General features: G+C 36.4%; 21 protein-coding genes. 20 read left to right on the top strand and 1 reads right to left on the bottom strand.

The annotated features are described in order from the left end of the window. The first annotated feature begins 16 nt into the window (after positions 1 to 16). The 19 genes from NYE25_RS15150 to NYE25_RS15060 all read left to right on the top strand — a co-directional run bounded on the left by NYE25_RS15150 (position 17) and on the right by NYE25_RS15060 (position 20,949). Entirely contained in the window at positions 17 to 799 is a 783-nt protein-coding gene (locus tag NYE25_RS15150; protein ID WP_341146277.1) for a tyrosine-protein phosphatase, read from the top strand. A gap of 137 nt (positions 800 to 936) precedes the next feature. Then, complete coding sequence (locus NYE25_RS15145; RefSeq protein WP_341146276.1) at positions 937 to 2,922, top strand: S-layer homology domain-containing protein; 1,986 nt, start codon at positions 937 to 939, stop codon at positions 2,920 to 2,922. Positions 2,923 to 3,047: 125 nt separating this feature from the next. After that, positions 3,048 to 3,827: a YveK family protein gene (locus tag NYE25_RS15140; RefSeq protein WP_341146275.1), complete on the top strand. Its 780-nt coding sequence runs from the start codon at positions 3,048 to 3,050 to the stop codon at positions 3,825 to 3,827. Continuing rightward, entirely contained in the window at positions 3,808 to 4,494 is a 687-nt protein-coding gene (locus NYE25_RS15135; RefSeq protein ID WP_042191248.1) for a CpsD/CapB family tyrosine-protein kinase, read from the top strand. The genes NYE25_RS15140 and NYE25_RS15135 overlap by 20 nt, the downstream gene beginning before the upstream one ends. Before the next feature lie 41 nt (positions 4,495 to 4,535). Further along, positions 4,536 to 6,368 (top strand): polysaccharide biosynthesis protein, encoded by a 1,833-nt coding sequence (locus NYE25_RS15130; protein ID WP_341146274.1) that lies wholly within the window; start codon positions 4,536 to 4,538, stop codon positions 6,366 to 6,368. Between the two features lie 25 nt (positions 6,369 to 6,393). Then, entirely contained in the window at positions 6,394 to 7,092 is a 699-nt protein-coding gene (locus tag NYE25_RS15125) for a hypothetical protein (RefSeq protein ID WP_341146273.1), read from the top strand. 2 nt (positions 7,093 to 7,094) lie between these two features. Beyond that, positions 7,095 to 8,090, top strand: a complete 996-nt coding sequence (locus NYE25_RS15120) for a copper amine oxidase N-terminal domain-containing protein (protein WP_341146272.1) — start codon at positions 7,095 to 7,097, stop codon at positions 8,088 to 8,090. Positions 8,091 to 8,445: 355 nt separating this feature from the next. Continuing rightward, on the top strand, positions 8,446 to 9,657 hold the full coding sequence (locus NYE25_RS15115) for a DegT/DnrJ/EryC1/StrS family aminotransferase (RefSeq protein ID WP_341146271.1): 1,212 nt from the start codon (positions 8,446 to 8,448) through the stop codon (positions 9,655 to 9,657). Positions 9,658 to 9,670: 13 nt separating this feature from the next. Continuing rightward, positions 9,671 to 10,285: a sugar transferase gene (locus tag NYE25_RS15110; RefSeq protein WP_341146270.1), complete on the top strand. Its 615-nt coding sequence runs from the start codon at positions 9,671 to 9,673 to the stop codon at positions 10,283 to 10,285. 13 nt (positions 10,286 to 10,298) lie between these two features. After that, positions 10,299 to 10,814, top strand: coding sequence for a GNAT family N-acetyltransferase (locus NYE25_RS15105; RefSeq protein WP_341146269.1), 516 nt, complete (start codon positions 10,299 to 10,301; stop codon positions 10,812 to 10,814). Positions 10,815 to 10,838: 24 nt separating this feature from the next. After that, positions 10,839 to 12,065: an ATP-grasp domain-containing protein gene (locus NYE25_RS15100; protein WP_341146268.1), complete on the top strand. Its 1,227-nt coding sequence runs from the start codon at positions 10,839 to 10,841 to the stop codon at positions 12,063 to 12,065. Positions 12,066 to 12,432: 367 nt separating this feature from the next. Further along, on the top strand, positions 12,433 to 13,593 hold the full coding sequence (locus NYE25_RS15095; RefSeq protein WP_341146267.1) for a glycosyltransferase family 4 protein: 1,161 nt from the start codon (positions 12,433 to 12,435) through the stop codon (positions 13,591 to 13,593). Continuing rightward, complete coding sequence (locus NYE25_RS15090; RefSeq protein ID WP_341146266.1) at positions 13,594 to 14,637, top strand: glycosyltransferase; 1,044 nt, start codon at positions 13,594 to 13,596, stop codon at positions 14,635 to 14,637. It begins immediately after the preceding gene. A gap of 22 nt (positions 14,638 to 14,659) precedes the next feature. After that, positions 14,660 to 15,988, top strand: a complete 1,329-nt coding sequence (locus NYE25_RS15085; RefSeq protein ID WP_341146265.1) for an O-antigen ligase family protein — start codon at positions 14,660 to 14,662, stop codon at positions 15,986 to 15,988. Further along, positions 15,975 to 16,442, top strand: a complete 468-nt coding sequence (locus tag NYE25_RS15080; protein ID WP_341146264.1) for a serine O-acetyltransferase — start codon at positions 15,975 to 15,977, stop codon at positions 16,440 to 16,442. Before NYE25_RS15085 ends, NYE25_RS15080 begins: the two co-directional genes overlap by 14 nt. 81 nt (positions 16,443 to 16,523) lie before the next feature. Then, positions 16,524 to 17,966 (top strand): lipopolysaccharide biosynthesis protein, encoded by a 1,443-nt coding sequence (locus tag NYE25_RS15075; RefSeq protein WP_341146263.1) that lies wholly within the window; start codon positions 16,524 to 16,526, stop codon positions 17,964 to 17,966. Positions 17,967 to 17,996: 30 nt separating this feature from the next. Beyond that, entirely contained in the window at positions 17,997 to 19,121 is a 1,125-nt protein-coding gene (locus NYE25_RS15070) for a glycosyltransferase (protein WP_341146262.1), read from the top strand. 119 nt (positions 19,122 to 19,240) lie between these two features. Continuing rightward, positions 19,241 to 20,407 carry a nucleotide sugar dehydrogenase gene (locus NYE25_RS15065; RefSeq protein ID WP_341146261.1) on the top strand — a complete coding sequence of 389 codons (1,167 nt, stop codon included), beginning with the start codon at positions 19,241 to 19,243 and terminating at the stop codon, positions 20,405 to 20,407. A gap of 131 nt (positions 20,408 to 20,538) precedes the next feature. After that, on the top strand, positions 20,539 to 20,949 hold the full coding sequence (locus NYE25_RS15060; protein ID WP_341146260.1) for a VanZ family protein: 411 nt from the start codon (positions 20,539 to 20,541) through the stop codon (positions 20,947 to 20,949). A gap of 760 nt (positions 20,950 to 21,709) precedes the next feature. On the opposite strand, the gene NYE25_RS31305 is transcribed toward NYE25_RS15060, so the two are convergent. Next, on the bottom strand, positions 21,710 to 22,798 hold the full coding sequence (locus NYE25_RS31305) for an acyltransferase family protein (protein WP_445667132.1): 1,089 nt from the start codon (positions 22,796 to 22,798) through the stop codon (positions 21,710 to 21,712). A gap of 1,141 nt (positions 22,799 to 23,939) precedes the next feature. On the opposite strand from NYE25_RS31305, the gene hemA reads away from it, so the two are divergent. Continuing rightward, on the top strand, positions 23,940 to 25,337 hold the full coding sequence (gene hemA, locus NYE25_RS15050; protein ID WP_076286482.1) for a glutamyl-tRNA reductase: 1,398 nt from the start codon (positions 23,940 to 23,942) through the stop codon (positions 25,335 to 25,337). Positions 25,338 to 25,342: the final 5 nt, after the last annotated feature.

Below are 25,342 nucleotides of genomic sequence, written 5' to 3'. Positions count from 1 at the left end.
GACCGATAGATAACATATGAAAGATATCCATTGCCACATCTTACCCTTTATGGATGACGGAGCTACTGATTGGGAATCCGCTCTCGCCATGGCGCAAGACGCCTATAGGGACGGAATTACATCCGTCATTGCCACACCACATCACGCCAACGGTCAATATATGAATAACTCCGCTAGTATAAGAGAAGCAGTGGATCTGATGAATGAGAAACTTCGTCAGCATGGCAATCCACTGCTTGTTCTTCCAGGTCAGGAAATCAGAGTGTACGGAGATTTACTGGATGATCTGGAGCGGGGGCAACTGCTAAGTCTTGCAGACTCGCGGTATATTTTGCTAGAAATGCCTTCTTCACGAGTCCCACGCAACATGGAAGAAATCTGTCACGAGTTGATCATTCAAGGGTTCGTTCCGGTCATCGCCCATCCGGAGCGTAATGCTGAAGTAGCTGCTGATCCTTCTAAGTTAGAAAGATTGATAGAACTGGGAACACTCGGTCAGGTAACCGCACAAAGTCTTGCAGGCGTCTTCGGGAATAAACTTCAGAAGCTATCCCTGGAGTTATGTCGTAGAAATGCAGTACATGTGTTGGCCTCTGATGCACATGACAGTGTTCATCGTCCTTTTGGATTAAATGCTGCTTATGTGGTTTTAGAGAAAGAATTAGGTCCTGGGATGCGCGACTATATGCGCGAGAACTCTCAGCAAATTGTGGCAAATGGAGAGGTTATTCGTGGTAATCACGTACAAAAAAGGGGGAATCGACACAAATTGTTTGGCATTTTTTCCCGAAAGGGCTGACTAATCTACCTAATAGTGGTAGAATGGGTTTTATTGGGTGAATCGTTGATATACGTAATAGTGTAGACATAAGGTGAAATAGTCTAGGACTATAGTAACAAAAGGAATTTAAATACATATAAAGAGGTGGATATTTAGTGACTTTGAAAAAGAAACTAGTAGTATCAACATTGGCAGCAAGTATGGTAGCAGCATCCGTAGCGGGTCTTCCGTTGGGTAATCTTGGAGCAGTAGGTACAGCATCTGCAGCTACAGTTAGCAGCAGTACAGCAGTTAAGGAGAAAGTTCTTAATGTTTACAAGCAACTCTCTGCAACAGATGTAGTTTACCTCTATAATTTGAAAAATGAGGTTGCTGAGTTGGATCAGGCGACTTTCGAAAAGATTTTTGCTCCGATTCTGGATAAGCTTGCTTTGGAGAAAGAAGAAAAGACAACCTCCCTTAAATTGTTCCAAAGTGTTACTAGTGTAGTATATGATGTCTATGGGAACGATTTCTCCGGAATTCAAATTATCCGTAACGACGACAAAAATATTGCCCTGTTGAGCAAAATTGCAACTAAAGCGGGTGTGTCTGGTCTTACTGTAGATAGTGTTTCTGAATTCTTAATCAGTGTAGAAACAGAACTTCGTACACTGGTTAGCAGCAAGACAACTGCAGAGTTGTTGGAAATTCTCAAATCTGAATCTGGTTACGATACTTTGTTGGATGAGGCTATTGCGAAAGTATTGAGCCACACTACAGGAGCAGGAGCTCTTACAGTAAGCCAAGCGTTGCAAAATCTTGGAGTTACTGCTAGTGATGTGAAGCAAACATTGAAGAACCTGAATAATACGATTAAATCTGCGAAGCCTGCGGCGAAATCACTTGCACTTGCTTACGTTAAAGCGTATGGATTGGGCGATAATGGCAACGGCAACGGTAACGGTAATGGTGGTAGCAATGGTGGAAATGGAAATGTTACAACTCCTGTAACTCCTGCTCCAACTCCAGGAATCTACGACGTATCCAAGCTAGTAAGTGTTGTTGACGGTAAAGCAACATTGAAATTGGTAGATGCCGATGTAATTAAAGAGTTGGATAAGCTAGTTGCAGCGAATTCTGGCAAAACAGGTCTTACTTTGACCCTGAATCTGGGAACAGTAAGCGCTACTACAGTTGAAGTTCCGCTTTCCCAAGCAATTATTGAAGCTGCAAAAGCTAAAGGTGTTGCGAATATCGCGGTTACGTTCAATGGTGTAACAGTAACGATTCCTGTAAGTCAGTTCAGCACAGCTATTGCATTGACAGTAACTACCGCTAAACCAGAAGTTGTAACTTCTGTTACCAAACTGAAATTGGCTTCGGATGTGTATGAATTTGCACTTAGCGTGAACGGTGTAGCAACAAGCACATTCAAACAACCAATTACCATTAAACTTCCGCTTAAGAATACTGATGGTCTTGATAAAGAATTGCTGTCCGTAGCGAAGCTTGTATACGGTAGCCTGCAATTCCAAGGTGGTGTGCTTGATGGAGAGTTCATCGTAGAACCACGTGATACTTTCTCATCCTATGCAGTGCTTGAGAATAAAGTAAACTTTACGGATATTGCTAGTGTACAAGCTTGGGCTGGCAAACAAATTCAAGTCGTAGCTGCAAAAGGCGCGATTGAAGGCGTGGGCGAAGGCAAATTCGCACCGAAGAGCAATGTAACTCGTGCAGAGTTCGCTAAAATGTTGATTCGTGCGCTTAATCTGGAGAACAACTCTGCCGTACAAAGCTTTAGTGATGTAAGTTCATCTGCTTGGTATGCACCATATGTAGCAGTTGCAGCAGAAAAAGGAATCATTACTGGACGCAGTGCGGCTAAGTTCGATCCTAATGCAACCATCACACGTGCAGAGATGGCAACAATGATCTCCCGTGCAGTGAAATCTATCAATCCAGCTGCAACAACGAATGTAACGGCAATCAGCCAATTCTCCGATGCTGCTAAGATCAGTGCATCTTTGAGAGATGGCGTAGCATTCGCAGCAGATCATAACTTGGTTATCGGAAATGCTGGTAAGTTCAACCCGAACAATACGGCTACTCGTGCTGAAGCAGCAGTAATTATCTACCGTACTATTAACTTCAAGTAAGTAAATTTAAAAGTATAGTATATAGCCTCCTCTCATGTAGGTGAGAGGGGGCAATTTTTTGCCAATAGGGAAGTGCTGTACTATAGTAACGAAATATTTCAGAAATAGCTTGGAGGTAATTACACTTGTCATCACAAGAATTGGATCTTCGCGATTATTTTCAGATCGTCAGGAAGAGACTATGGCTGATTGCTAGCATAGTTGTTTTGGTGTGCGGTGTTGCTGGTGTGTACAGTCTGTATATTAAGAATCCGGTGTATGAAGCATCCACTAAGATTATTGTTAACCAGACTCCGACTCAATCGGCAGCAGCGCAGCTTGATTTGAACCAGATTAATACTAATATTCAATTGATTAATACGTATAAGGAAATTATTAAGACTCCGGCCATCCTTGATATTGTTACGAGAGATTATCCGCAGTTCAATATTACTGCAGAAGAGCTGTTGAAGAAGGTTAATGTGAGCTCCGTCAATAATACGCAGGTGATGACACTTGTCGTTCGAGATAATTCGTATCAGCGAGCCGCTGAAATCGTGAATGCCATTTCACTTGTATTCAAGGATGAGATTCCTAACCTATTTAACGTGGAGAACGTATCGATTCTGAATGAGGCCAAAGTGAATCCACTTAACGAGCCAAGACCCGTAGAACCGAATGTCTTAATGAATATGGCTATAGCTTTCATCGTTTCCTTGATGATTGGTTTAGGGATTGCTTTCTTGCTGGAATACATGGACGATACGCTGAAGACTGAAGCCGATATTGAGAAATATCTTGGTCTACCAACGATAGCGATGATTACAAGATTGGGTTCAGAAGAAAGCAAACAAGGCGCAACACAGGCACAGACGCAAACATCCAGAAAGGCGGGCGAACTCGAACATGTCACAGCTGCCAAATAAACAACGTCATCTGATTACCGTTACGAACCCTCGCTCCCCTGTATCTGAAGCGTTTCGTGCGCTACGCACGAATATTGATTTTTCCTCTGTAGATGAGACTATTCAAGTAATCATGGTAACTTCGTCCGGACCGGAGGAAGGTAAATCAACTGTTTCTGCTAATTTAGCTGCGGCTTACGCACAGGCAGATAAGAAGGTATTGTTGATTGACGGTGATTTGCGAAAACCGACAGCACATAAGACTTTTTCGCTTAGTAACCGATTTGGGCTATCTTCACTACTGTCGCAGCAGGCGGTTCTTGAGGATACTGTCCAAGATTCTGGTGTTTCCAATCTTTCCATTATGACCTCAGGACCGATTCCTCCAAATCCAGCAGAAATGATGGCTTCTAATCGGATGAGTACTCTTTTGCAGGACTTGCGCCAGCGTTATGATGTCATTCTTATTGATACTCCACCGTTATTGGCGGTTACAGATGCGCAGATCATGGCTTCCAAGAGTGATGGTGTCATTATGGTTGTCAGCTATGGCAAGGTAAAGCGGGATATTGCTGTAAAAGCTAAAGCTAACCTCGATCGTGTAGGTGCAAAAATGCTTGGCGTGGTTCTCAATAATGTAAAACGTAAAGCCAGCGAAGGTTACTATTACTACTACTATGGAAATTGATTTGTTCTTTAACAATAATGTTGTTTTTGGAGGCACTGAAAATGACAGCGAAATCTAGAGTGATTCTTTTATTCTTCATTGATCTTGCGATCATTTGGTTCAGTATTGTGACATCTTATTTGTTTCGGTACCCTAACCATGCTCTTCAGGAATACGTTGTACAGATGCTGCAATTTGGTGTGATTGCAACATTTGCATTCGGTGGAAGCCTGATATACTTCGGTCTTTACCGAAGAATGTGGCAATATGCCAGTATCGGTGAGATTATATCGGTTTCTAAAGCTATTGTAGTAGGGTCTTTATTTTCATTTGCACTGGCGTATCTAATTTTGCCGGATAGAGTACCTCTTGCCATAGAAGTTCGGTCGATGGAGACTATTCTTTTATTAGTAGGTGGAGTTCGATTTTTGTGGAGAGTACTTCATAATGATCGAATCAATTACAAAGACACTAAGACCCATACACTAATTGTAGGTGCAGGCGATTGTGGAATATTAATTGCTAGGGAAATGATGGGGCCTTCTTTTGCTCATACGAAGCTAGTAGGTTTCATTGATGATAGTATCAATAAATATCATTTGTCTATATTGGGTGTGCCAGTGTTGGGCAATCGTTACGCGATTCCCGCTATTGTGAAAGAACGGGAAATTCATGAGATTATTATCGCTATGCCTTCCGTTTCACGTACTGAAATCTCTGAAATTATTAATCTTGCGAAGAAGACAGGGGCCAAGCTAAAGATTATACCGGCGCTTAACGATCTGATCGCGGGAAAAATATCAGTGAAAAAACTGCGAGATGTTAGCGTTGAAGATTTACTAGGTCGTGAGCCGATAATAGCAGATTTGAACAGTATTCTAGGTTATGTACACCACAAGACTGTGTTAGTTACGGGGGCTGGTGGATCTATTGGTTCAGAGCTCTGTCGGCAGATTGCCCCATTTGGTCCCGACAAGTTAATGTTACTTGGACACGGAGAGAACAGCATTTATATGATTGAAATGGAGCTTCGTAAGAAGTTTCCTGATCTGAATATTGTTACCGTAATCGCGGATGTGCAGGACCGCAGTCGGATGATGGACGTATTCAGCAGCCATAAGCCACATGTTGTCTTTCATGCGGCAGCACATAAACACGTTCCATTGATGGAACGAAACCCTTCCGAAGCCATTAAGAATAATGTTTTTGGAACAAGGAATGTTGCGGATTGTGCAGATAAATATGGTGCGGAGAGATTTGTAATGATCTCTTCGGATAAAGCGGTTAACCCAACGAGTGTGATGGGTGCAACTAAGCGGATTGCTGAAATGTATGTACAAAGCCTGCATACCACAAGTAGAACAAAGTTCTCAGCCGTTCGTTTTGGGAACGTGCTTGGCAGTCGTGGAAGTGTAATTCCGGCATTTAAAGAGCAGATTGCTGCTGGTGGACCAGTCACGGTTACTCATCCAGAAATGGTCCGTTATTTTATGACGATTCCAGAAGCCGTTCAGCTTGTAATCCAGTCGGGTTCTTTTGCCAAAGGTGGCGAAGTGTTCATTCTGGATATGGGAGAACCAGTAAAGATTCTAACGTTAGCGGAAGATTTGATTACTCTCTCTGGTTATGAACCTTATAGGGATATTGATATTCAGTTCTCCGGTATTCGTGAGGGCGAGAAGTTATATGAAGAACTATTAACAGATGAAGAGAATTTAGGCTCTACAGATCATGGGAGAATCTTTATCGGTAGACCTAATGTGATAAGTCTGAATCAGCTAGAACTGGAATTTAAACGCTTGGAACGTGTTCTCGCCGAAGAACCTGAAGTTATTCGCGAAATAATCAATCAGATTGTACCGATGCAGCCCGTTGCCCAAGTTGCTATCAGCTAAATCATTCATAAAGGGGGATACATAAGTGTTCAACAAACGATGGAAAAAGATCCTTTTATGGACGCTGTCAATCATTGTAGTTCTGGGTGTAGGTGGTCTGTTCGCTGCTAATTATGCTGTGGATAAGCTGATGAATTCAATGGCAGATGGTTTTGATCTGGAGTCTGAGGATCAAGTTAGTGGTGGGCAAGATCAAGGAACTGCACCTGAAGAAACAGTAGCAGATGATAAGGTCGAACCTGTAGCTTCTGCAACACCTGCTCCATCAACAGATGATAAGGGAAGCAGTAATCAAAGTACTAAGGATAAGGATAATGGTAAAACTGGTGGAGGCAAAGAAGCTTCTGCCACCAGTGAGCCAACGGAAACTTCATTAACTACAAATAGGGAATTGAATACGGATGGTTATAGTGTAAATGTATCACCTGAAAAAGCACAGAAAATAAAAGAGAATGTAACTGTGAAAGAGAAGGCGGATGTCGTAACCATTGTCTTAGGGCAACTAAGTGTCTCGGACATTAAAAGACTTCAAGAATTAGCTAAAGGTGGTCTAACTTCAGAGGACAAGTATGAAGCACGTAGTATCATTCTCGGTAAAGTATCCGAAGAACAATATAATGAGCTTTCAGAGATTGCTAAGAAGTACGGTGTCAGTCAAGGGAAGACACGTGACCAAGTTCTTAAAGAAGAACAATCAAAAGCGAAAGAAAAGGGAAGTGAATAAGTATGTCTAAAGCAACAATACCAGCAGTAGCATTGCTTCTAGTAGCATCCATCGGATTGGCACCATTAACGGCATCAGCTCCTATATCTGCATCAGCTGCAGCAGTATCTAGTACAACGAGTAAGGCGGCAACAGCTACAGTCAAAGTACAAAGCATGAATGTGAAGATGATTTTTGACGGTGTTAGCATTCAACCACCAGTAGGGCAGTACGTGTTTATGTATAACAATACAACCTATGTTCCATTACGGTTTATGTCGTATGCATTGCAGAAGAGTGTAGCTTGGGATGCTAAAAACATTAAGGTTACTATAGCAGAGCCTAGCAGTTCGGAGCTAGTAGTGATTAAAGAGTACCTAATGAATGCAACAAACGGGAATAGTGCTTCAGTAGTATCTAAGAATCTTGTACTCAATCAAGTTAAAGCAAGCTATGTATTTAACGGTGGAACGAAGGTATTACCTACGGGGCAATCCAGTTTTATCTTGAATGGTTCCTTATATGTACCTCTACGTTTTTTATCGGAATCTGTAGGTCATAACATTAGCTGGGATCAGAAGACGAAGACTATTACTGCTGCTTCAAAGGCTTATCAAGAGCAAGGTGGCACTAAGGATACATCTCCAGTAGTGACATCAGCACCAACAGATTCAACCGGTGCAGTTGGTGCTGGTTCAGCGGGAACTGGTAAAGTTTCTTATGAATCCATTACTAGTGAAACGGAAGCCAAACTTACTGCACTCAAAGATCAAAGCCAATCGACATTAATGAGTATTGCTTTAGAATATCTCGGAGCAAAAGATGAAGCGAGTAAAAAGAGTATTAAGGCTAAAGGTGTACAACAACTTTCAGCGTTTACTGCTAGCTTCAATAGTATAGTAGCTGATGCTGAACAAAAACTAAACAATAATGATTATCCTACAGATGTAATTAATCAATATAGGGCTACATTTGAAATGGAATTGCAAAAAGGTATGGATAAAGCTAAAGACATGTAATTAATTGATGAATACAGATCTTAAATTAGAGATCTGTATTCATTTAATTAAGAGTAGTACTAATATTAGGCTTATGTCGCTTTTTAAACACAGATGTTATTCATTATTTCAGAAAAATGTATTTCAGTAATCAATATACTAGAAAATATATGCTTCAAGCATGAGAAAATATGGAGTGGCGGTGTGATAACTGGTTAGCATCGTAAAGATTTATCGTAAGGGCATTCGCAAACACTCGTAAATGCAGAAGCTCAATGTCAAATCGCTCTGTCAGCCGATTTAATATATTTGCGTGCGCAGTGTATCTAAACCAAAATCTAATATACCTGTATTATTTTAAATATGAGGAGAGCTTATGACTAATATAAAATTAAGAAATATTTCTTTTTCTCCACCTGATATTACAGAATCTGAAATTGATGAAGTGATAGATACCTTGAAATCAGGCTGGATCACAACTGGTCCAAAAACAAAATTATTTGAAAGAAAAATAGCTGATTATTGTTCTGCACCAAAAGCAGTTGCGATGAATTCAGCAACTGCGTGTATGGAAATGACTTTAAGACTTCTAGGTATAGGTCCAGGGGATGAAGTTATAACTTCAGCTTATACTTACACAGCTTCAGCTAGTGTAATTCACCACGTAGGCGCAAAGATTATTCTCATCGATTCTGGTAGGGAGTCCTTTCATATTAACTATGCTGCAATTGAAGAGGCTATTACAGAGAAGACTAAAGCAATTATACCAGTAGATATCGCTGGTGTGATGTGTGATTACGATAGAATTTACGAAGCTATAAATAGAAAAAAAGAACTTTTCAAACCTAATAATGACCTTCAGGAGGCTATAGGAAGAGTTGTAGTAATTGGCGATGCAGCTCATTCTTTTGGAGCAAGATATAAAAATAGAATAAGCGGTGCAGTAGCAGATTTTACAAGTTTTTCTTTCCATGCTGTTAAAAACCTTACGACAGCAGAAGGTGGTGCAGTGACTTGGAAAACAATTAATGGGTTTGATAATGAGGAGATATACAAGAAATTCATGCTATTAACATTGCATGGACAAAGTAAAGATGCTTTGGCTAAGTCAAAGTTAGGAGCTTGGGAGTATGATATTGTTTTACCAGCATATAAGTGCAATATGACTGATATCATGGCTTCTATAGGTCTCGTTCAATTAAGAAGATACCAAGAGATGTTAGAAAAACGTAAAAAAATTATCGGAAAGTATGACTCAAGGCTTAATAAATTAAATGTTAGAACATTAAATCATTCTGATGAAATATTTACTTCAAGTGGACATTTGTACTTAGTAAGGCTTATTGGAAAAGATGAGGGGTATAGAAATTGGGTTATAGAAAGCATGGCAAAAAAAGGGATTTCAACTAATGTTCATTATAAGCCATTGCCAATGCATACAGCGTATAAAAACTTAGGATTTGATATAGCGGATTATCCCAATGCATTTAATATGTATAAAAATGAGATTACGTTGCCTTTGCATACATCGCTTGCTGATGAGGAAGTGGATTACATATTAAGTTCATTTATAGAGTTACTTGTATAGGGAGGAAGTTGGATTGTATAAAAAGTATTTAAAAAGAATATTAGACATTGTGTGTGCTCTGATGTTAATGCCAGTAGTGCTTCCTATTATTATAATATGTGGATTACTAATTAAATTAGAAGACAGAGGGCCTGTTTTTTACAGAGGCAAAAGATTGGGGAAAAACAAAACAATTTTTAAAATGTATAAATTAAGATCAATGAAAGTAAATGCTCCCGATATTAGAAATAAAGATGGATCTACATTCAGTTCATACAATGATTCTAGATTAACTAAAGTGGGCGGTATTATCAGAAAGACAAGTCTTGATGAGTTGCCTCAAATCATCAATGTATTGATAGGCAACATGAGTTTTATAGGTCCACGCCCTGATTTGCCAGAGGCATTAAACCATTATAATAATAAAGAAATTCACAAGTTGAATGTGAGACCGGGGATTAGCGGTTATAGTCAAGCATATTATAGAAATTCAATTTCACAAACGGAAAAATTTAAAAATGATATCTTCTATGTTGAGAACTTATCTCTGGTTTTAGATATAAGAATATTCTTTGCAACAATTATTAATGTTTTTAGAAGAAAAAACATCAATATATTTGTTGATGAAAGGGAAGAGTTACGTATGTAGGAGGAATTTATCAATGATAGTTGGGAAAAAAATTAATCTAAGAGCGTTAAATCAAAGAGATTCAAAACAAATTTTAGATTGGGTTAACAATCCTACATTGAAATATTTCACAGGAACGATATACCCAGTTTCTGATGTTGAGCATGAGCTTTGGTTTCATAATAAATTATCTGATAAATTAAATAGAATATTTGCTATTGAAGAGCAAGAGTCTTGTGCTTTTGTAGGTATTATTGGATTAAATAATACTGATCTAATAAATAGGTGTACAGAATTATATATTTATATTGGTGATGAGAAATATTGGGGAAGAGGAACAGGAACTGATGCCATAAAGACTTTAGTGAGTTTTGTTTTTAATGAACTCAATCTGCATAGAATTTCTTTATCTGTATTTTCTTATAATAAAAGAGCTATTAGTACATATGAGAAAATTGGATTTGTTACTGAAGGAATAATGAAAGAGAGTTTATTTAAGTCCGGTAAGTACCATGATAAGGTTATAATGGCGATTATTAATGAGAAATAGGAGATTAATTAGGAGATTCAATATATGAATGTGAAAAGAAAAATAATGATTTTAGGTGCAAGTATTTTACAGCTTCCGGCAATATTAAAGGCAAAAGAAATGGGATTGCATGTTATAGCAATTGATATGGATAAGAATGCTGTAGGATTTAAATATTCGGATGTTTGTGAATGTATTAGCACAATTGATATTCCTAGAGTCATGGAAGTTGCAAAAAAACATTGTATTGATGGAGTGATTACTTTAGCTAGTGATATGCCTATGCTAACAGTTGCTGCTATTTCAGAGGAAATGAAACTTGTTGGAATTACTAAAGAGATCGCTATTAAGGCAACAAATAAAGCTGTTATGAGAGAAGTATTAAAAGAGCATGATGTCCCAATACCCTTATTTTTTAAGGTTTCTTCTAAATCGGATTATCTTAATATTATAAAAGAATTCAAAAGAAGCTGTGTTGTGAAACCAGTTGATAACTCAGGCAGTAGAGGGGTTTACTTGATTGAAAATATTGAAGATAAAAGTATAGTTGAAAAAGCATTTAGGCATAGTAAAAGAAATTCTAGAAGTGGTGAGATTATAGTAGAAGAATATATGATGGGGAAAGAAGTAAGCGTAGAGACGCTTAGCGTAGATGGTAATGTACATGTAATTGCCGTAACGGATAAGTTTACTACTGGAGCACCTTATTTTGTTGAAATGGGTCATTCTCAACCAACCAATCATAATAATGAAATTAAAAATAGAATTATGGAAGTGGCTGTACTGGCTGTTAAAGCGATTGGAATTGAAAATGGACCATCTCATACAGAGATTATCGTCACAGAAGAGGGACCGAAGATCGTTGAACTTGGTGCCAGACTAGGTGGAGATAATATCACCACGCACCTTACTCCATTATCTACGGGTGTTGACATGGTTAAGTGTTGCATTAATATTGCTCTTGGAGAAAAACCGGATTTTGAAAAAAAATTCAATAAAGGTTCTGCTATTAGGTACGCAGAAGCACAGGCTGGTATTGTTAGGAGTATTGAAGGAATTGAAGAAGCTAACAATATTGAAGGGGTTCAAGAGATCATTTTCACGAAATACGTAGGGGATAAAATAAATATTATTAATAGTAGTACAGAAAGAATTGGATTTGTGATCGCACAGTCAGTTACTGCTGAAGAAGCGGTTGATAGTTGTGAAAAGGCATTGAATAGAATAAATATAAACCTAGAAAATCCATCAGATGGATATTATGATAACTAATTGTTCTAATTATTTGAAATATAAATCCCGGCAGTTCTGGATTTTAAATTAATCATAAATGTAGTGATACCTGTGCATCAATTTACTCTCTGGGGAAATTAATCTTCATTTATTTCATATGCCATCCATTATGGACCCAGAATACACTCTTATGATTTAAAAAGAAATTTGTCTTGGTTTATGAATTTGATCTAAATTATTGAAAGAAAAATGGAATTATAAGCACTACTTTTCCACAAATATATTTGATCTAAGTGCTATGACTTTAAATATTTAGAGGTGTGATTCTCATAATAATAGATCAGCAGCAAGTATATTATCAACAGTGTGAGTAATTATAAATTGAGTAAGTAAATGGGGATATATAATGAAAAGATATGTGTTCTTATCTAATAGTCCAAAGCCAACTGAAGAAGAACGAAAAAGCAGGGAAAAAATCGAATTATCTAATGTAAGTCAGCCCTATTTAGAAGTCGCTTTAGATTTAGGATATGAAGTTTATTTCGGAGTTAATAGATCTACTCCACAAGGTTTAGTCTGTGATATGGATATTCACTTATACGATTCTCATACATACAGAAGTCTATTTGATTTGAAAAGCAACTTTATTGCGTATAGAAACTTAATGAAGTTATTGAAGATTGGGGGATTTGAGCTACTTCATTGTAACACTCCAATAGGAGGTGTAATTGGTAGAGTATGTGGGAAAAAGGCTAACATTAAAAAGGTTATCTATACAGCCCATGGTTTTCATTTTTATAAAGGCGCCCCATTAATAAATCGCACCATCTTTAAATGGGCTGAAAAAATTATGGCTCATTATACAGATGCAATCATTACTATGAACCTAGAGGATTATGAGGCAGCGAAAGAGTTTAAGCTTCGCAATGAACAAAAGGTATATTACATACCTGGGGTTGGAATAGATACTAAAGCGTATAAAAACATTCATATTAATAGGGAAGACTTAAGGAAATCCACAGGTTTGAAAAGTAGTGATGTCGTATTAATTTCAATGGGGGATTTAATAAAACGAAAAAATTATGAGTCTTCAATTAAAGCCATTGCTAATTGTAATAATCCTAATATTCATTTTCTGATATGTGGTAAGGGACCTGAATTGGAGAAGCTGAAAGCTCTGAGTAGAAAATTAAATGTCGAACAACAAATTCATTTTTTAGGTTTTCGAAAGAATATTAAAGAATTACTCAAAATTTCTGATATATTCCTTTTTACAACATATCAAGAAGGTTTACCTCGATCAATGATGGAGGCAATGGCGAGTGGTCTACCTTGTATAGCATCCAAAATACGGGGGAATGTTGATCTGATAGAGGATGAAATAGGTGGATTTTTAAGAGAACCTAATGATATCGATAAGATTAGTGAATGTATAACTATTTTGGCTGATAATCCAGAACTAAGGAAACGAATGTCTTTATCAAATTTAGAAGCCATTAGACAATTTGATATAGAACATGTGAAAAAAAAAGTTGAAAAAATATACATTGATATTCTGGGAGATTAAATGGAAAAGAGTATTAGAGTACTACATTTGCTTCAAAGTGATAAATATTCAGGTGCCGAGAATGTAGTCTGTGAAATAATTGAAATGTTCCGCGATACTGAATTAGATATGGTTTATTCCAGTCAAGACGGCCCAATTAAAAATGTCTTGGATGGGAGAAAAATTAAATTTATGCCTATGAAATATATCTCAATATCTGAGGTGAGGAGAGTAGTTAGAGAATACAAACCTGATATAATACATGCTCATGATTTTACTGCAAGTATTTTGTGTGCATTGGCAGTTAATTGTACAATTATAAGCCATTTACATAATAATTCACCTTGGATAAAAAAATATGGTTTAAGATCCTTAGAATTTTTAGCATCGTGCTTTAGGTATAAAAAAATACTAACTGTATCGGAATCTATATTAGATGAATATGTTTTTAGTGATCTTATTAGCAGAAAGACGATAATGGTTGGAAATCCCATCAATATTGATGCGATTCAAAAAAAAGCATTAACACCAAATTCAAAAACTGGAAATTTTGATTTGATATTTCTAGGAAGACTAGTTACTGCAAAAAACCCGATAAGGTTAATAAAAATAGTGAAGGTAATAACAGAAAAATTCCCTGATATAAAAGTTGCGGTAATAGGCGATGGTGAACTGCGGCAAGAGTGCGAAAAATTGATTGAAGAATTAGAATTAGTGAACACAATTACTTTGTTAGGATTTTTGGAAAATCCGTATCCTATCTTGGGCAATTCAAAAATACTCTGTATGACCTCTGATTGGGAAGGTTTTGGATTGGTTGCAGTTGAGGCCATGGCATTAGGACGACCGGTAGTATGTACATATGCTGGTGGCTTAAAACAAATTATTAATAACGAAACTGGTATGCTCTGTAGTAGTGATAGTGAGTTTTGCGATGAAATATATAAACTTTTAACAAATGTAACTTACTTAGAGATGAAAAGTAAAAATGCAGCTTCACGTGCGAAAACCTTGGATAACATATTATCATACCGTGAAATGTTGAAAAACATTTACCTTGACTAAAGATAAAAGGAGGGGACTACGATTGATAAAAGCTAAGAGCAATAATGAAAGTAGTAGTATTAATAAATGGAAGATTTCGATTATATGCATCGTTTACGATGTTCTTATGATCTATTACGAATTACTAAATAACGCGTTAGTCGGAATTGTTAGTGCATTATTTGCAATGTATCTATTTTACTTGTTCTCTATGAAAACTAACCTTTTTCAAGCTCTTTTCTATCTTATGATAATATTTATCCCTACTTCTTTTGTCTCAATTATTGGAACAAGTTATAGTGAATTTCCATTAACTTGGTTTACATTACTGACAATTTCTTTGTTTTTGATGGTAGTCTTTAAAGGAAGATTAAATAAAATATATTTGTTGTTAATTATTTTTTTTGCTGCATTTTGTAGTATCACTTTGTTCAGAGTAGAGAATCTTTCCGATGCATTTAAACAGATCTTAACGATATTCTTGTTTCTCTTTTCATTCTCAATAGGTGAATATTTGAAGAAATTTCGTAGTGAGAGATTTATTAAAGAAATGAATTTTCTTTATATTATGAGCGTTATTGGTTTCTCTTTACAAGTTTTAATGCAAAGATTTTACATCTTAAATACAGGAAAAGAAATAGGGCATTATACAATTTACGGGGTTGGTAGAATTACATATGGCGGATTAATGAATGATTTTAGCTTTACGACCTTATATATTGCAACTGGGGCTATGTTATTGTTAGTTTTATATTTTGAAGAAAAAAGAATTAAATTTTATCAGCTAATATTGCTTGAAATATTATTAATCTATTCAATACTGATCGTTAATTCACGAACAGGACTTTATGTTTTCTTGATTTTAGCTTCATTTTATATTATTAAGAAATTCATAACAGGAAATGTTAAGGCATTAGTAATTGTGATGATTGTAGTAGTTAGTTTACCGTATATATTTAATTACGTAATGTTAAGCCGAGGTGGTCAGGCCCTACTAGACGGGTCTGGAAGAATTGATAATTATTTATATGCACTAGATGTATTTTCTAACCATATTTTTTTAGGTGCAGGATTTGGACTAAACAATTTGTACCTTACAACGGGAGCTGGTGCTCCTCATAATTTTTTCATCCAGTATTTAGCTCAAGCTGGTTTGGTAGGAACTCTACTATTAGTCTCAAATTTAGTGATTTTATTTAGAAAAAACATAAATAAAACTAACAACAACAGATGGATAATATATACGGTTTTGTTTGGATCGATGTTTATTCCGGATATCGTAAGTTCTAGATTTTTATCTGTTACTATCATCATGGTTATTATTAGTTCGCAGAGTAATGAAAGTGAGGTGAAATCCATTGCGAAAGTCTGAATTCTTTGTTCAAAAAGCAATTAAGGCTTATAACAAGGGAAAAATAAGAATAGCAGTGTTGTATTGCTATGTATTGAGAATTATGTTTTCATTTGATTTCATATACACAGCCAGTGTTGATCCATCTGTGCAATTTATACACAATGGTTTAGGTTGTGTGATTCATCCAAAAGCTAAAGTTGGTCCTAATTGTAAAATATATCAGAATGTAACGTTAGGTGGAAACGGAAAAATAATCAATGGTAAACTAGAAAATCAAGGTGGTCCTATACTTGAAGAAGGAGTAGTTGTTTTTGCTGGAGCTTGCATATTAGGACCTGTCGTTGTGGGTAAAGGAGCTGTAATAGGTGCAAACGCTGTCGTTTTAAATGATGTTCCTCCTAATACTCTAGCGGTAGGAGTCCCCGCAGTAATTAAACCTTTAAAATCAAATTATAATTTTTTGCAAGCTTAATATAAGTTAAGAAAGGATCATCGGTATAATTAATTGAATAATTTCAATCAAAAAGTTATGACTGCAGTCAAGTGGTCTTCTATGGCAGAAATAATTGCCAAACTTATTGTCCCCATTACAAGCATGGTGATTGCAAGAATCCTATCACCAGAAGCATTTGGCGTTATTGCAACAGTCACCATGATTATCAGTTTTGCTGACATGCTTAGTGACTCGGGATTTCAAAAGTATATTGTACAGTTTGAATTTCCTAATAACAAAAAAATGCTTCAAAGTATCGCTGTTGCATTCTGGACCAACTTAGGTATTTCTTTTCTGATTTGGTTAATAATTGGATTTTTTTCGGAAGAAATTGCAAAATGGGTTGGTAATCCAGGGTTAGGGAGTGTTATAGCTGTTTCGGGTATATCATTACCATTAACATCTTTTTCAAGTATTCAAACAGCTATTTATCGAAGATATTTAGATTTCAAGACATTGTTTTATGTACGAATAATCGGTGTATGTGTTCCTTTGGTAATCACAATTCCGTTGGCGTTACTAGGTTTTAGTTATTGGTCTTTAATTATTGGAACGATTTTCGGGAATTTGGTTAACGCTATAATACTGACTATGAAATCGACGTGGAAGCCCACATTTTACTACAATTTTTCTGTGTTGAAAGAAATGTTAAGTTTCAGTATTGGATCTTTAACCGAAGCGATTTTCAGTTGGTTCACTTCATATATAGGAACATTTATTGTTAGCAGCGCAATGACTGTTTACTATTTAGGGCTTTATAAAACCACAATAACTACAGTAAATGGTATTATGGCGATTGTTACCGTTTCTACAACATCAGTATTATTTTCCTCCCTCTCTAGATTGCAAAATGATAGCATAGCATTCGAGAAATTTTATTTAAAATTTATAAAGGGCGTCGCCTTTTTTATTTTGCCAATAGGAGCTTGTATTTTTTTATACAAAGAGTTAATCACTAGTGTTTTATTGGGAAGCCAATGGAATGAGGCTATTCCTTTTGTTGGAATATACGGCTTGATGAGTAGTGTCACTTTAGTTCTTGCTCAATATTGCAGTGAGTTTTACAGGGCGAAAGGTAGACCGATGATTTCAGTATGGGCACAAATATTTCATCTTTTGTTTTTAATTCCTATATTGATTATTAGTTCAAAAACAGGTTTTCTAACTTTAGCCTATGCTACTTCATTCATTAAAATCCAACAAATTATTGTGCATTTATGTTTGATGTATTTTATATTTCATATTGGTCCTATTGTTTTGATAAGAAATGTATGGGGGGCTCTATTAGGATCTACTATAATGGTAGGATTTTCATTATTGTTGAACATGATGAATTCTGGTTCTACCTGGTCAGTAATTTCAGTCATTCTAAGCCTGACATTCTATTTTATACTGATGTATCTTGTACCTAGTACAAGAAATGATATTAGAGATTTACTTAATTATATAAAATTTCCTGGGAAAGATAGATTTTTAGTTTTATTTAATAGAAAAAAACAATAATACTACATATTATACAGAGAGGCGTTAATTATGGAAAATACTAACAATAAAATGATAAAGGTACTACACTATGCTCCAGGGTTTAATTCAGGTGGTATTGAATCCAGATTATTAGATTGGTATAGAAATATAGACAAAACGAAAATTAAGTTCTATTTACTAAAGTTGAATCAGATTGATGATAGTGATAATTTGAATGAGTTCCAAAAAATGGGTGGAGAATATTATAATTTACCCTCATTGAAAATGGGAAGTGTCATAGAATATATAAAAAAATTGACTCTCTTCTTTAAAGAAAATAAATTTGACGTAGTCCATGTTCATGATTTAAGTACAGGGATTTTTGTTTTGTATGCGGCTAAAAAGGCTGGTATATCATGTAGGATATTGCATTCTAGAACTACAGATTATCTTCCAAATGAAAAGAATGTTTCAATAAAGAAATTGTTAAAATCTTTAACTCCTTCATTAGCAACAGATTATTTCGCCTGTTCGTATGAGGCTGGAGTATGGGGGGTTGGAGAAAAGAAAGCGTCTTTGGTTAAAGTTATAAAAAATGGAATACAAACCGATAGGTTTCATTTTTCGGAAGATAAAAGAAATTCTATTCGTTCAGAACTAAAAATAGATAATAAATTTGTAATAGGAACGATTGGACGATTATCACCCCAAAAGAATTTGATGTTTTTACTTGATGTATTTAATCAATTGCAACATCAGCATAGTAATGCAGTATTAGTTATAGTTGGGGAAGGTAGCATGAGAAGTGAAATTGAAAATAAGGTAAGAATGTATGGACTAAATGATAAAGTGCTTTTATTAGGGGAACGAAGTAACGTTTGGGATTATTATATTTCATTCGATGTTTTTGTTGGTACATCCTACTATGAGGGTTTTGGAACTACTGCTATTGAATCCCAGGCAGCCGGTACACCTACTGTCTTATCCACGGGATTTCCTGAGGTAGTGTGTATTTCAAACTATATTACTAGACTGAGTTTAGATTTAAGCATGGATTCATGGGTACATACAATCTTAAACTATAAAGGAATTCGATTTAATAATGAGAGCATAGAGTTGGTAGAACAACATGGATATAGTGCATACTCAGTCGCAAAAGAACTTGAGTTGTTTTATATTAAACATATCAGGTGAATGAATGATTTAATATTTTCGTAATGCTATCTGATTTATCTTCTATGCGGTAATTCATATAGATTATTATAGCTTAAATCTTTTTTTGATTTTTGTGGATAAAATGGGAGGTATTACAATTGAAAATTACAATCGCTGGGATAGGGTATGTAGGACTTTCTAATGCAGTGTTATTAGCTCAAAATAATGAGGTAATAGCACTTGATACTGTTGAAGAAAAGGTACATATGATCAATAATAGGAAATCTCCTATTATTGATAGAGAGATTGAAGAATACTTAGAGTCTAAGGATTTGAATTTATCTGCAACGACTGATAATTATAAGGCTTTTAAAAATGCAGAGTATGTTATCATCTCTACACCAACTAATTATGACACGGAAAAAAACCATTTCAATACTACAACTGTTGAAGCTGTTATTGAAAGCGTGATTTCCATAAATCCAGATGCAGTAATGATTATTAAATCAACGGTCCCAGTTGGTTATACACAGAGAATAAGGGAAGTATTTAATACAGAAAATATTATTTTTTCACCAGAGTTTTTAAGAGAAGGCAAGGCTTTATATGATAATTTATACCCTTCTAGAATTGTTGTGGGGGAACATTCAGAGAGAGCGAGAGTCTTTGCTAATCTTTTAGTTGAAGGGGCAATTAAGAAAGATATTCCTGTATTATTTACAGATTCAACAGAAGCAGAAGCAGTTAAATTGTTTGCAAATACCTATCTTGCATTAAGAATAGCATATTTTAACGAACTTGATACATATGCAGAAGTTAGAGGTCTTGATACGATGCAAATTATTAATGGAGTATGTCTAGATCCTAGAATAGGCAATCATTATAATAATCCGTCCTTTGGTTATGGTGGTTACTGCCTGCCTAAAGATACCAAACAATTACTATCTAATTATGCAGATATTCCTCAAAATATTATGGCAGCAATCGTTGATGCGAATAGAACAAGAAAAGATCATATATCAGAAATGATTATAAAAAGTAATCCGAAAGTTGTTGGGATTTATAGGTTAACTATGAAAATGGATTCTGATAACTTCCGTCAGTCATCTATTCAAGGTGTTATGAAGCGAATTAAAGCAAAGGGTATTGAAGTTGTGGTGTTTGAGCCAACACTTGATGTTGATGAGTTTTATCATTCAAAAGTAATAACAGATTTTGAGAGATTCAAGGAGATATCCGACGTTATTGTGGCTAATAGACTATCGGATGATATTAAAGATGTTGAAGATAAGGTTTATACTAGAGATCTGTTTAGTAGAGACTAGCTTGATGTGCTCTAAAATAGAGTTGTGGAACGCTATTTCAAAAGCAATAATTGGATAATGAATTATTTCAACGCTTGTTTGAATGACTTTAGATATTGGCAACCTATTTGAAGACTGAAAGTAGGGAGGATATGAGGATTATATTACTCTTATTATGGGGGATTGCATTATTAGTATTCACATCTGCCTCTAATTCGGGATTTTGGGGGGCAGGTGAGATTCCTTTTTTTCATTGGAAATCAAATGCTGATTATCACAATCTACTCAAATTTGATTTAAAATTCTCAACTGCATACATTGGTCAAAAAATTGGACACTTTACAGGCTTCGCCATTTTTGCAGTACTTTTGAAAAGAGTGATGGGTAATTATAGAATGTGTATCGCTTTTTCCGTTACTTTTGCAGTTTTGACAGAAGTAATTCAATTATACTTTGGCCGTGATGGCAGATTATACGATATAGTTATAGATTCTTTAGGTATTCTTTTGGGTTTGGTACTTGTTTGGTTTATCAGAATAAAAAGTCGTAATAGATGGTCATAGCGCCCCGTCAAATAGACAGGAAGAAAACAGGTATCAAAGTGGCGACTTGCATTCGATATCTAACCGGTGCAAGGTCGCCGAGTTTGTTATGGGAGAATTCTTTGTTGGAGTAAATCATATGTCCTGCTGTGTGCCATTTGCGTGAGTCGAATTCAGATCTCGGGCTTCTCCAAGTACAGTTCCCTCGTAGAGAATGGCTACCCGTAAAGCTTCCCACCTCTTGCAAATTAGGATTGGGCTTTTTTAGTTATTTGACTTATACTTTCAGATCGGTCACTTTTTCTTATATGCTTTCGAAGTGTATACCCTTCCAGTTTCCTCCGTATTCCTCGATTTTTTTTTTTATTTTGAACTTCCGTAACCAATTTGCGATTAAAATGGTCAATTTAATCATGAGATAACTCAAGTTCTCCTCCAGAGATAGATGAACCGTCTCTTTCTTAATTCCCTTAATTAACGGGTAAAGGTTAATTTATTTGGTGGTATGGGGAAGGTTCCAATTTATTTGTGCTTTTTATTTCGTTCCAACCATATCGTAGAATTAACATTTGCGTTATTTGCTTTCTTCGTATTTTGATAATTTCATTTTTTCGTAAAGAGGATTTTCCACAAGAGTACAAAATAATTTTCCTTGTTTCATTACGTTACCTTGGATTTGTCTAAATTAATACTATAATTGCATTATATCCAATTGCAGATATCAAAAGAGGTGGTTATAAGAATTAATAATTTGCAACCTTGTTTCGTCCAAGGAGTTCAATTAACCTAATAGCACCTTAGTAATAGCCTTCGCAACTCCATTTTTAGAACCAACCTTTAAGGACGCTCCTTCAACTAGTTTTTTCTGTGTATAAGTTGTCACACATGATAGAGAGAAAACTATAATAAAATTAATATAGAAAGCATCTAAAGAAAATGGTAATAACTTTTTGATCTCAGACCAAAAATATAAATAAAAAATATGCCATAGATAAATCCAAAACGATGAGAAGCTGATAAACTTCACTACTTTATTAGAGAAAATCTTAATAAATAATTTCCTGCTACTTAGTAAGTACAATATCAATGAAATGAATAAGGCATATGAAATATAGTAAAGCCTTGCTGGGTATTTGTAATCTTGTGTTTGAGTAAATCCATTCGAGTACAAGATTAGGGATAGAGAGCAGAACAAAACACCGAACAATAACATCATATGGACTATAGTTTTGTTTCTTATTTTGGGGATTCGTACTCCCAACGCCGTCAGGCACCCATACGGTAAAAGGACGTATATAAAATTTTCGAGTACAAAGCTTAGGAATTTATTGTTGGTATATCCGAGGACAAGAAAAGATAATTCATAAGCAGCATAGATGGTAGCAATCATTGTAAAATAAACTACATTACTTTGTATTTTCCTATTCAGATACAGAAGGAACGGCGAAACCATTGCAGTTATTAAGAATACACGCACTATCCAAACATATCCAATGCCTGAAGTCAGTGAATAGCTAGATAAAATAGTGTTTATTGTAAATGGGTATTCTCGAGACATAATTAACGAAAAAATATAAATAACTAAAAAGAACCCTGTGAGAAAAATCCACGTTGGAGTTAACAATCTATTTAGCCTCTTTAATAGATATTTTCCATACGTGACATGGGATCTAGAAGAAATACTAAACGCCGTTCCAGAGACAAGAACCATCAAAGGAACATCGAAATTTCTCAATTGAAAGAGCAAATTAGGTGGAGAAACATGTGCTAAAACAATGCAGACGATGCCAAAGAACCTTAATATATCCAGCCTGGTATCCCTCTCCTTATTGATTAAATTTGAATATGCAACTTCCTTGATTTGTTCCACAATAATCCCCCTATGTCTCTTCGAAAATACATATTTACTTACAAAATAATGCAGTAATTAATTAAGCACAATGACATAAGTATACAACTTATTAACTTATAATTGATTAAGTATTTTTATATCGATTTAGATCAGTAATTGAAATTAATAAACCTGGGAATTTCACTTCCTAAATATGTAAGACGCTGCCGCGTTGTGATGATGTACGTTTGATGTTTGAACGTGGTCATAATATTCCTTTATAAAGTCAAATTTGCTAATGGCGTACACATCATAAACTGAAATAAGCTTCGCTAGAAAGTGTTCTTTGATTGCAGCAAAGTACTTCGACAGCCTAAATAGTCAACGTCACAGAATTGTAACGGTGCAGCGATGTTGATTTAATAATGAGTAAATCTGGATACATCACAGGCAACCCATTGAGGAGTACAATACGCGCACAGATAAACTCCTACTTGGAGGATTTAGTTGTGGCAAGTAACACATGGTTGGTGGAGTGACCGAAAGAGTTGTGAAACTACGTTCAACGAGTCTATTAAAATGATCGGCAACACCTAACGGTTACAAAGGACCGGAGGCAAATAGTATTCTTGATCAAATTAAGAACTGGTTTCGTTAGCTTCCGCCAAAAGGAATGGAGTCTATCATTTAGTAGATTATCGTAGTGTTCGGAATGTCATATACTTTATCTTAGGTGATCGTTATGAACGAAGTGAACTTAGTTTGTAAATCATGTGGTAGTGGTAGCACTACATTCACCAAAGGCGAAGTAAGCAGCGCAGATGCTAACCTTATGCCTATTGGAAAATCCTTTTCTTTTGGCTCACCACTTATCTACACATTTTGTAAAAGGTGCGGAGAAGTAGCGTCGATTAAAGTTGAAAAACCCGAGAAATTTTAAGTTCGTTAATAATTAATCACAAAATAACCCATCCTAACCGTAGCGAACCTGCGGTTTTTTATTTATAATAATTATTATCTGGATTTCATAAAGCGTTCAAAAAATCTGTAAAAAGTCGTATTTTCGTGTGATATACTTAACACAGTGTTTTGAGATGTTGTGAAAGTGAATATTATGTAAAAATATTCTTTAATATAACTGTACACAGTAATGAATAGAGACTAGGATGGTGAACTATCGATGCACATCGTCGTCGTTGGCCTGAATTATCGTACGGCTCCCGTGGAGGTTAGGGAACAGTTTGCTTTTGCGGAGAGTGATCTTCCGGCAGCGCTTCATCAACTGATGAAGACGAAGGGTGTGCTGGAAGGGGTCGTAGTAGCCACCTGCAACCGTACGGAAATTTATGTGGTCATGGACCGCCTTCATATGGGAGGTTATTTCCTCCGCGGCTTTATGGAGCAGTGGTTTGGAGTGAAAAACGAGCAATTTGCACAGCATATGTATATATATGAAGACGAGCAGGCGATTGCGCATTTGTTCCGCGTGACCTGCGGCCTGGATTCCATGGTGATTGGCGAGACGCAGATCCTGGGACAGGTGCGAAGTTCTTTTCTCACGGCTCAGGCTGAGGGTGTAACTGGAACTTGGTTCAATCGGTTATTTAAACAAGCGGTGACACTCGGCAAAAGAGCACATAGTGAAACGTCAATCGGCGAAAGCGCAGTATCTGTCAGCTATGCGGCAGTGGAGCTGGGCAAGCGGATTTTTGGCATGTTCACTGGTAAAAGAGTACTGATTCTCGGCGCCGGCAAAATGAGCGAGCTCACTGTAAAGCATCTATATAGTAGTGGTGCGGCTGAAGTGATTGTCGCTAACCGTACGCTGTCGCGTGCGATTGAACTGGCAGAGAAGTTCTCGGGTAAGCCAAGCACGATTGAAGATGCGCTAAAAACTCTTAATGAGGTAGATATCGTGATCAGCTCAACGGGAGCTGATGGGTATGTACTTTCGGCAGATCAGGTAGCGAATGCTATGAAGCGTCGTCCTTCGCGGCCGCTTTTTATGATTGATATAGCTGTACCCCGTGATATTGATCCTGCAGCGGCTAATGTGCCAGATGTTTTTTTGTATGATATTGACGATCTGGAGGGCATTGTGGAGAGTAACCTGGAAATGCGCCGGAGTGAAGCTGCGAAGATTGAAGTGATGATCGGTGAGGAAATGGATGAGTTCCAGCTGTGGCTTAAGACGCTTGGCGTGAGACCGGTAATCCGGGCGCTTCAGGATAAGTCGAATGCGATTCATGAGGAAACGATGGAGAGTCTGTTCAATAAGCTGCCTGAGCTGGACGAGCATCAGCGCAAGGTGATCCGTCGCTTGACCAAAAGCATTGTGAACCAAATGATGCATGATCCAATCAATGTTATTAAAGAGATGTCCGGTGGCAAGCAGGGGAATGAAGCTCTTGATTATTTCTCCAAAATCTTTGCGCTACAGGAACAGCTCGAATCTAATTCAGATGGCGGAGATTCCGCCCCGGTTAAGCAGTCTAGTTCCACAGAACGTACTGCCGGTAGCGGCGATTTTTCTGTGCCTAAGACGGTGCTTGCTCCGGCAGGCCTGTTGGGTAGGTGAGTGAT

The organism is Paenibacillus sp. FSL E2-8871, assembly GCF_038000345.1.
In the GTDB taxonomy this organism is placed as follows: Bacteria; Bacillota; Bacilli; order Paenibacillales; family Paenibacillaceae; genus Paenibacillus_AQ.
This window is presented reverse-complemented; position numbering and strand designations above follow the sequence as displayed.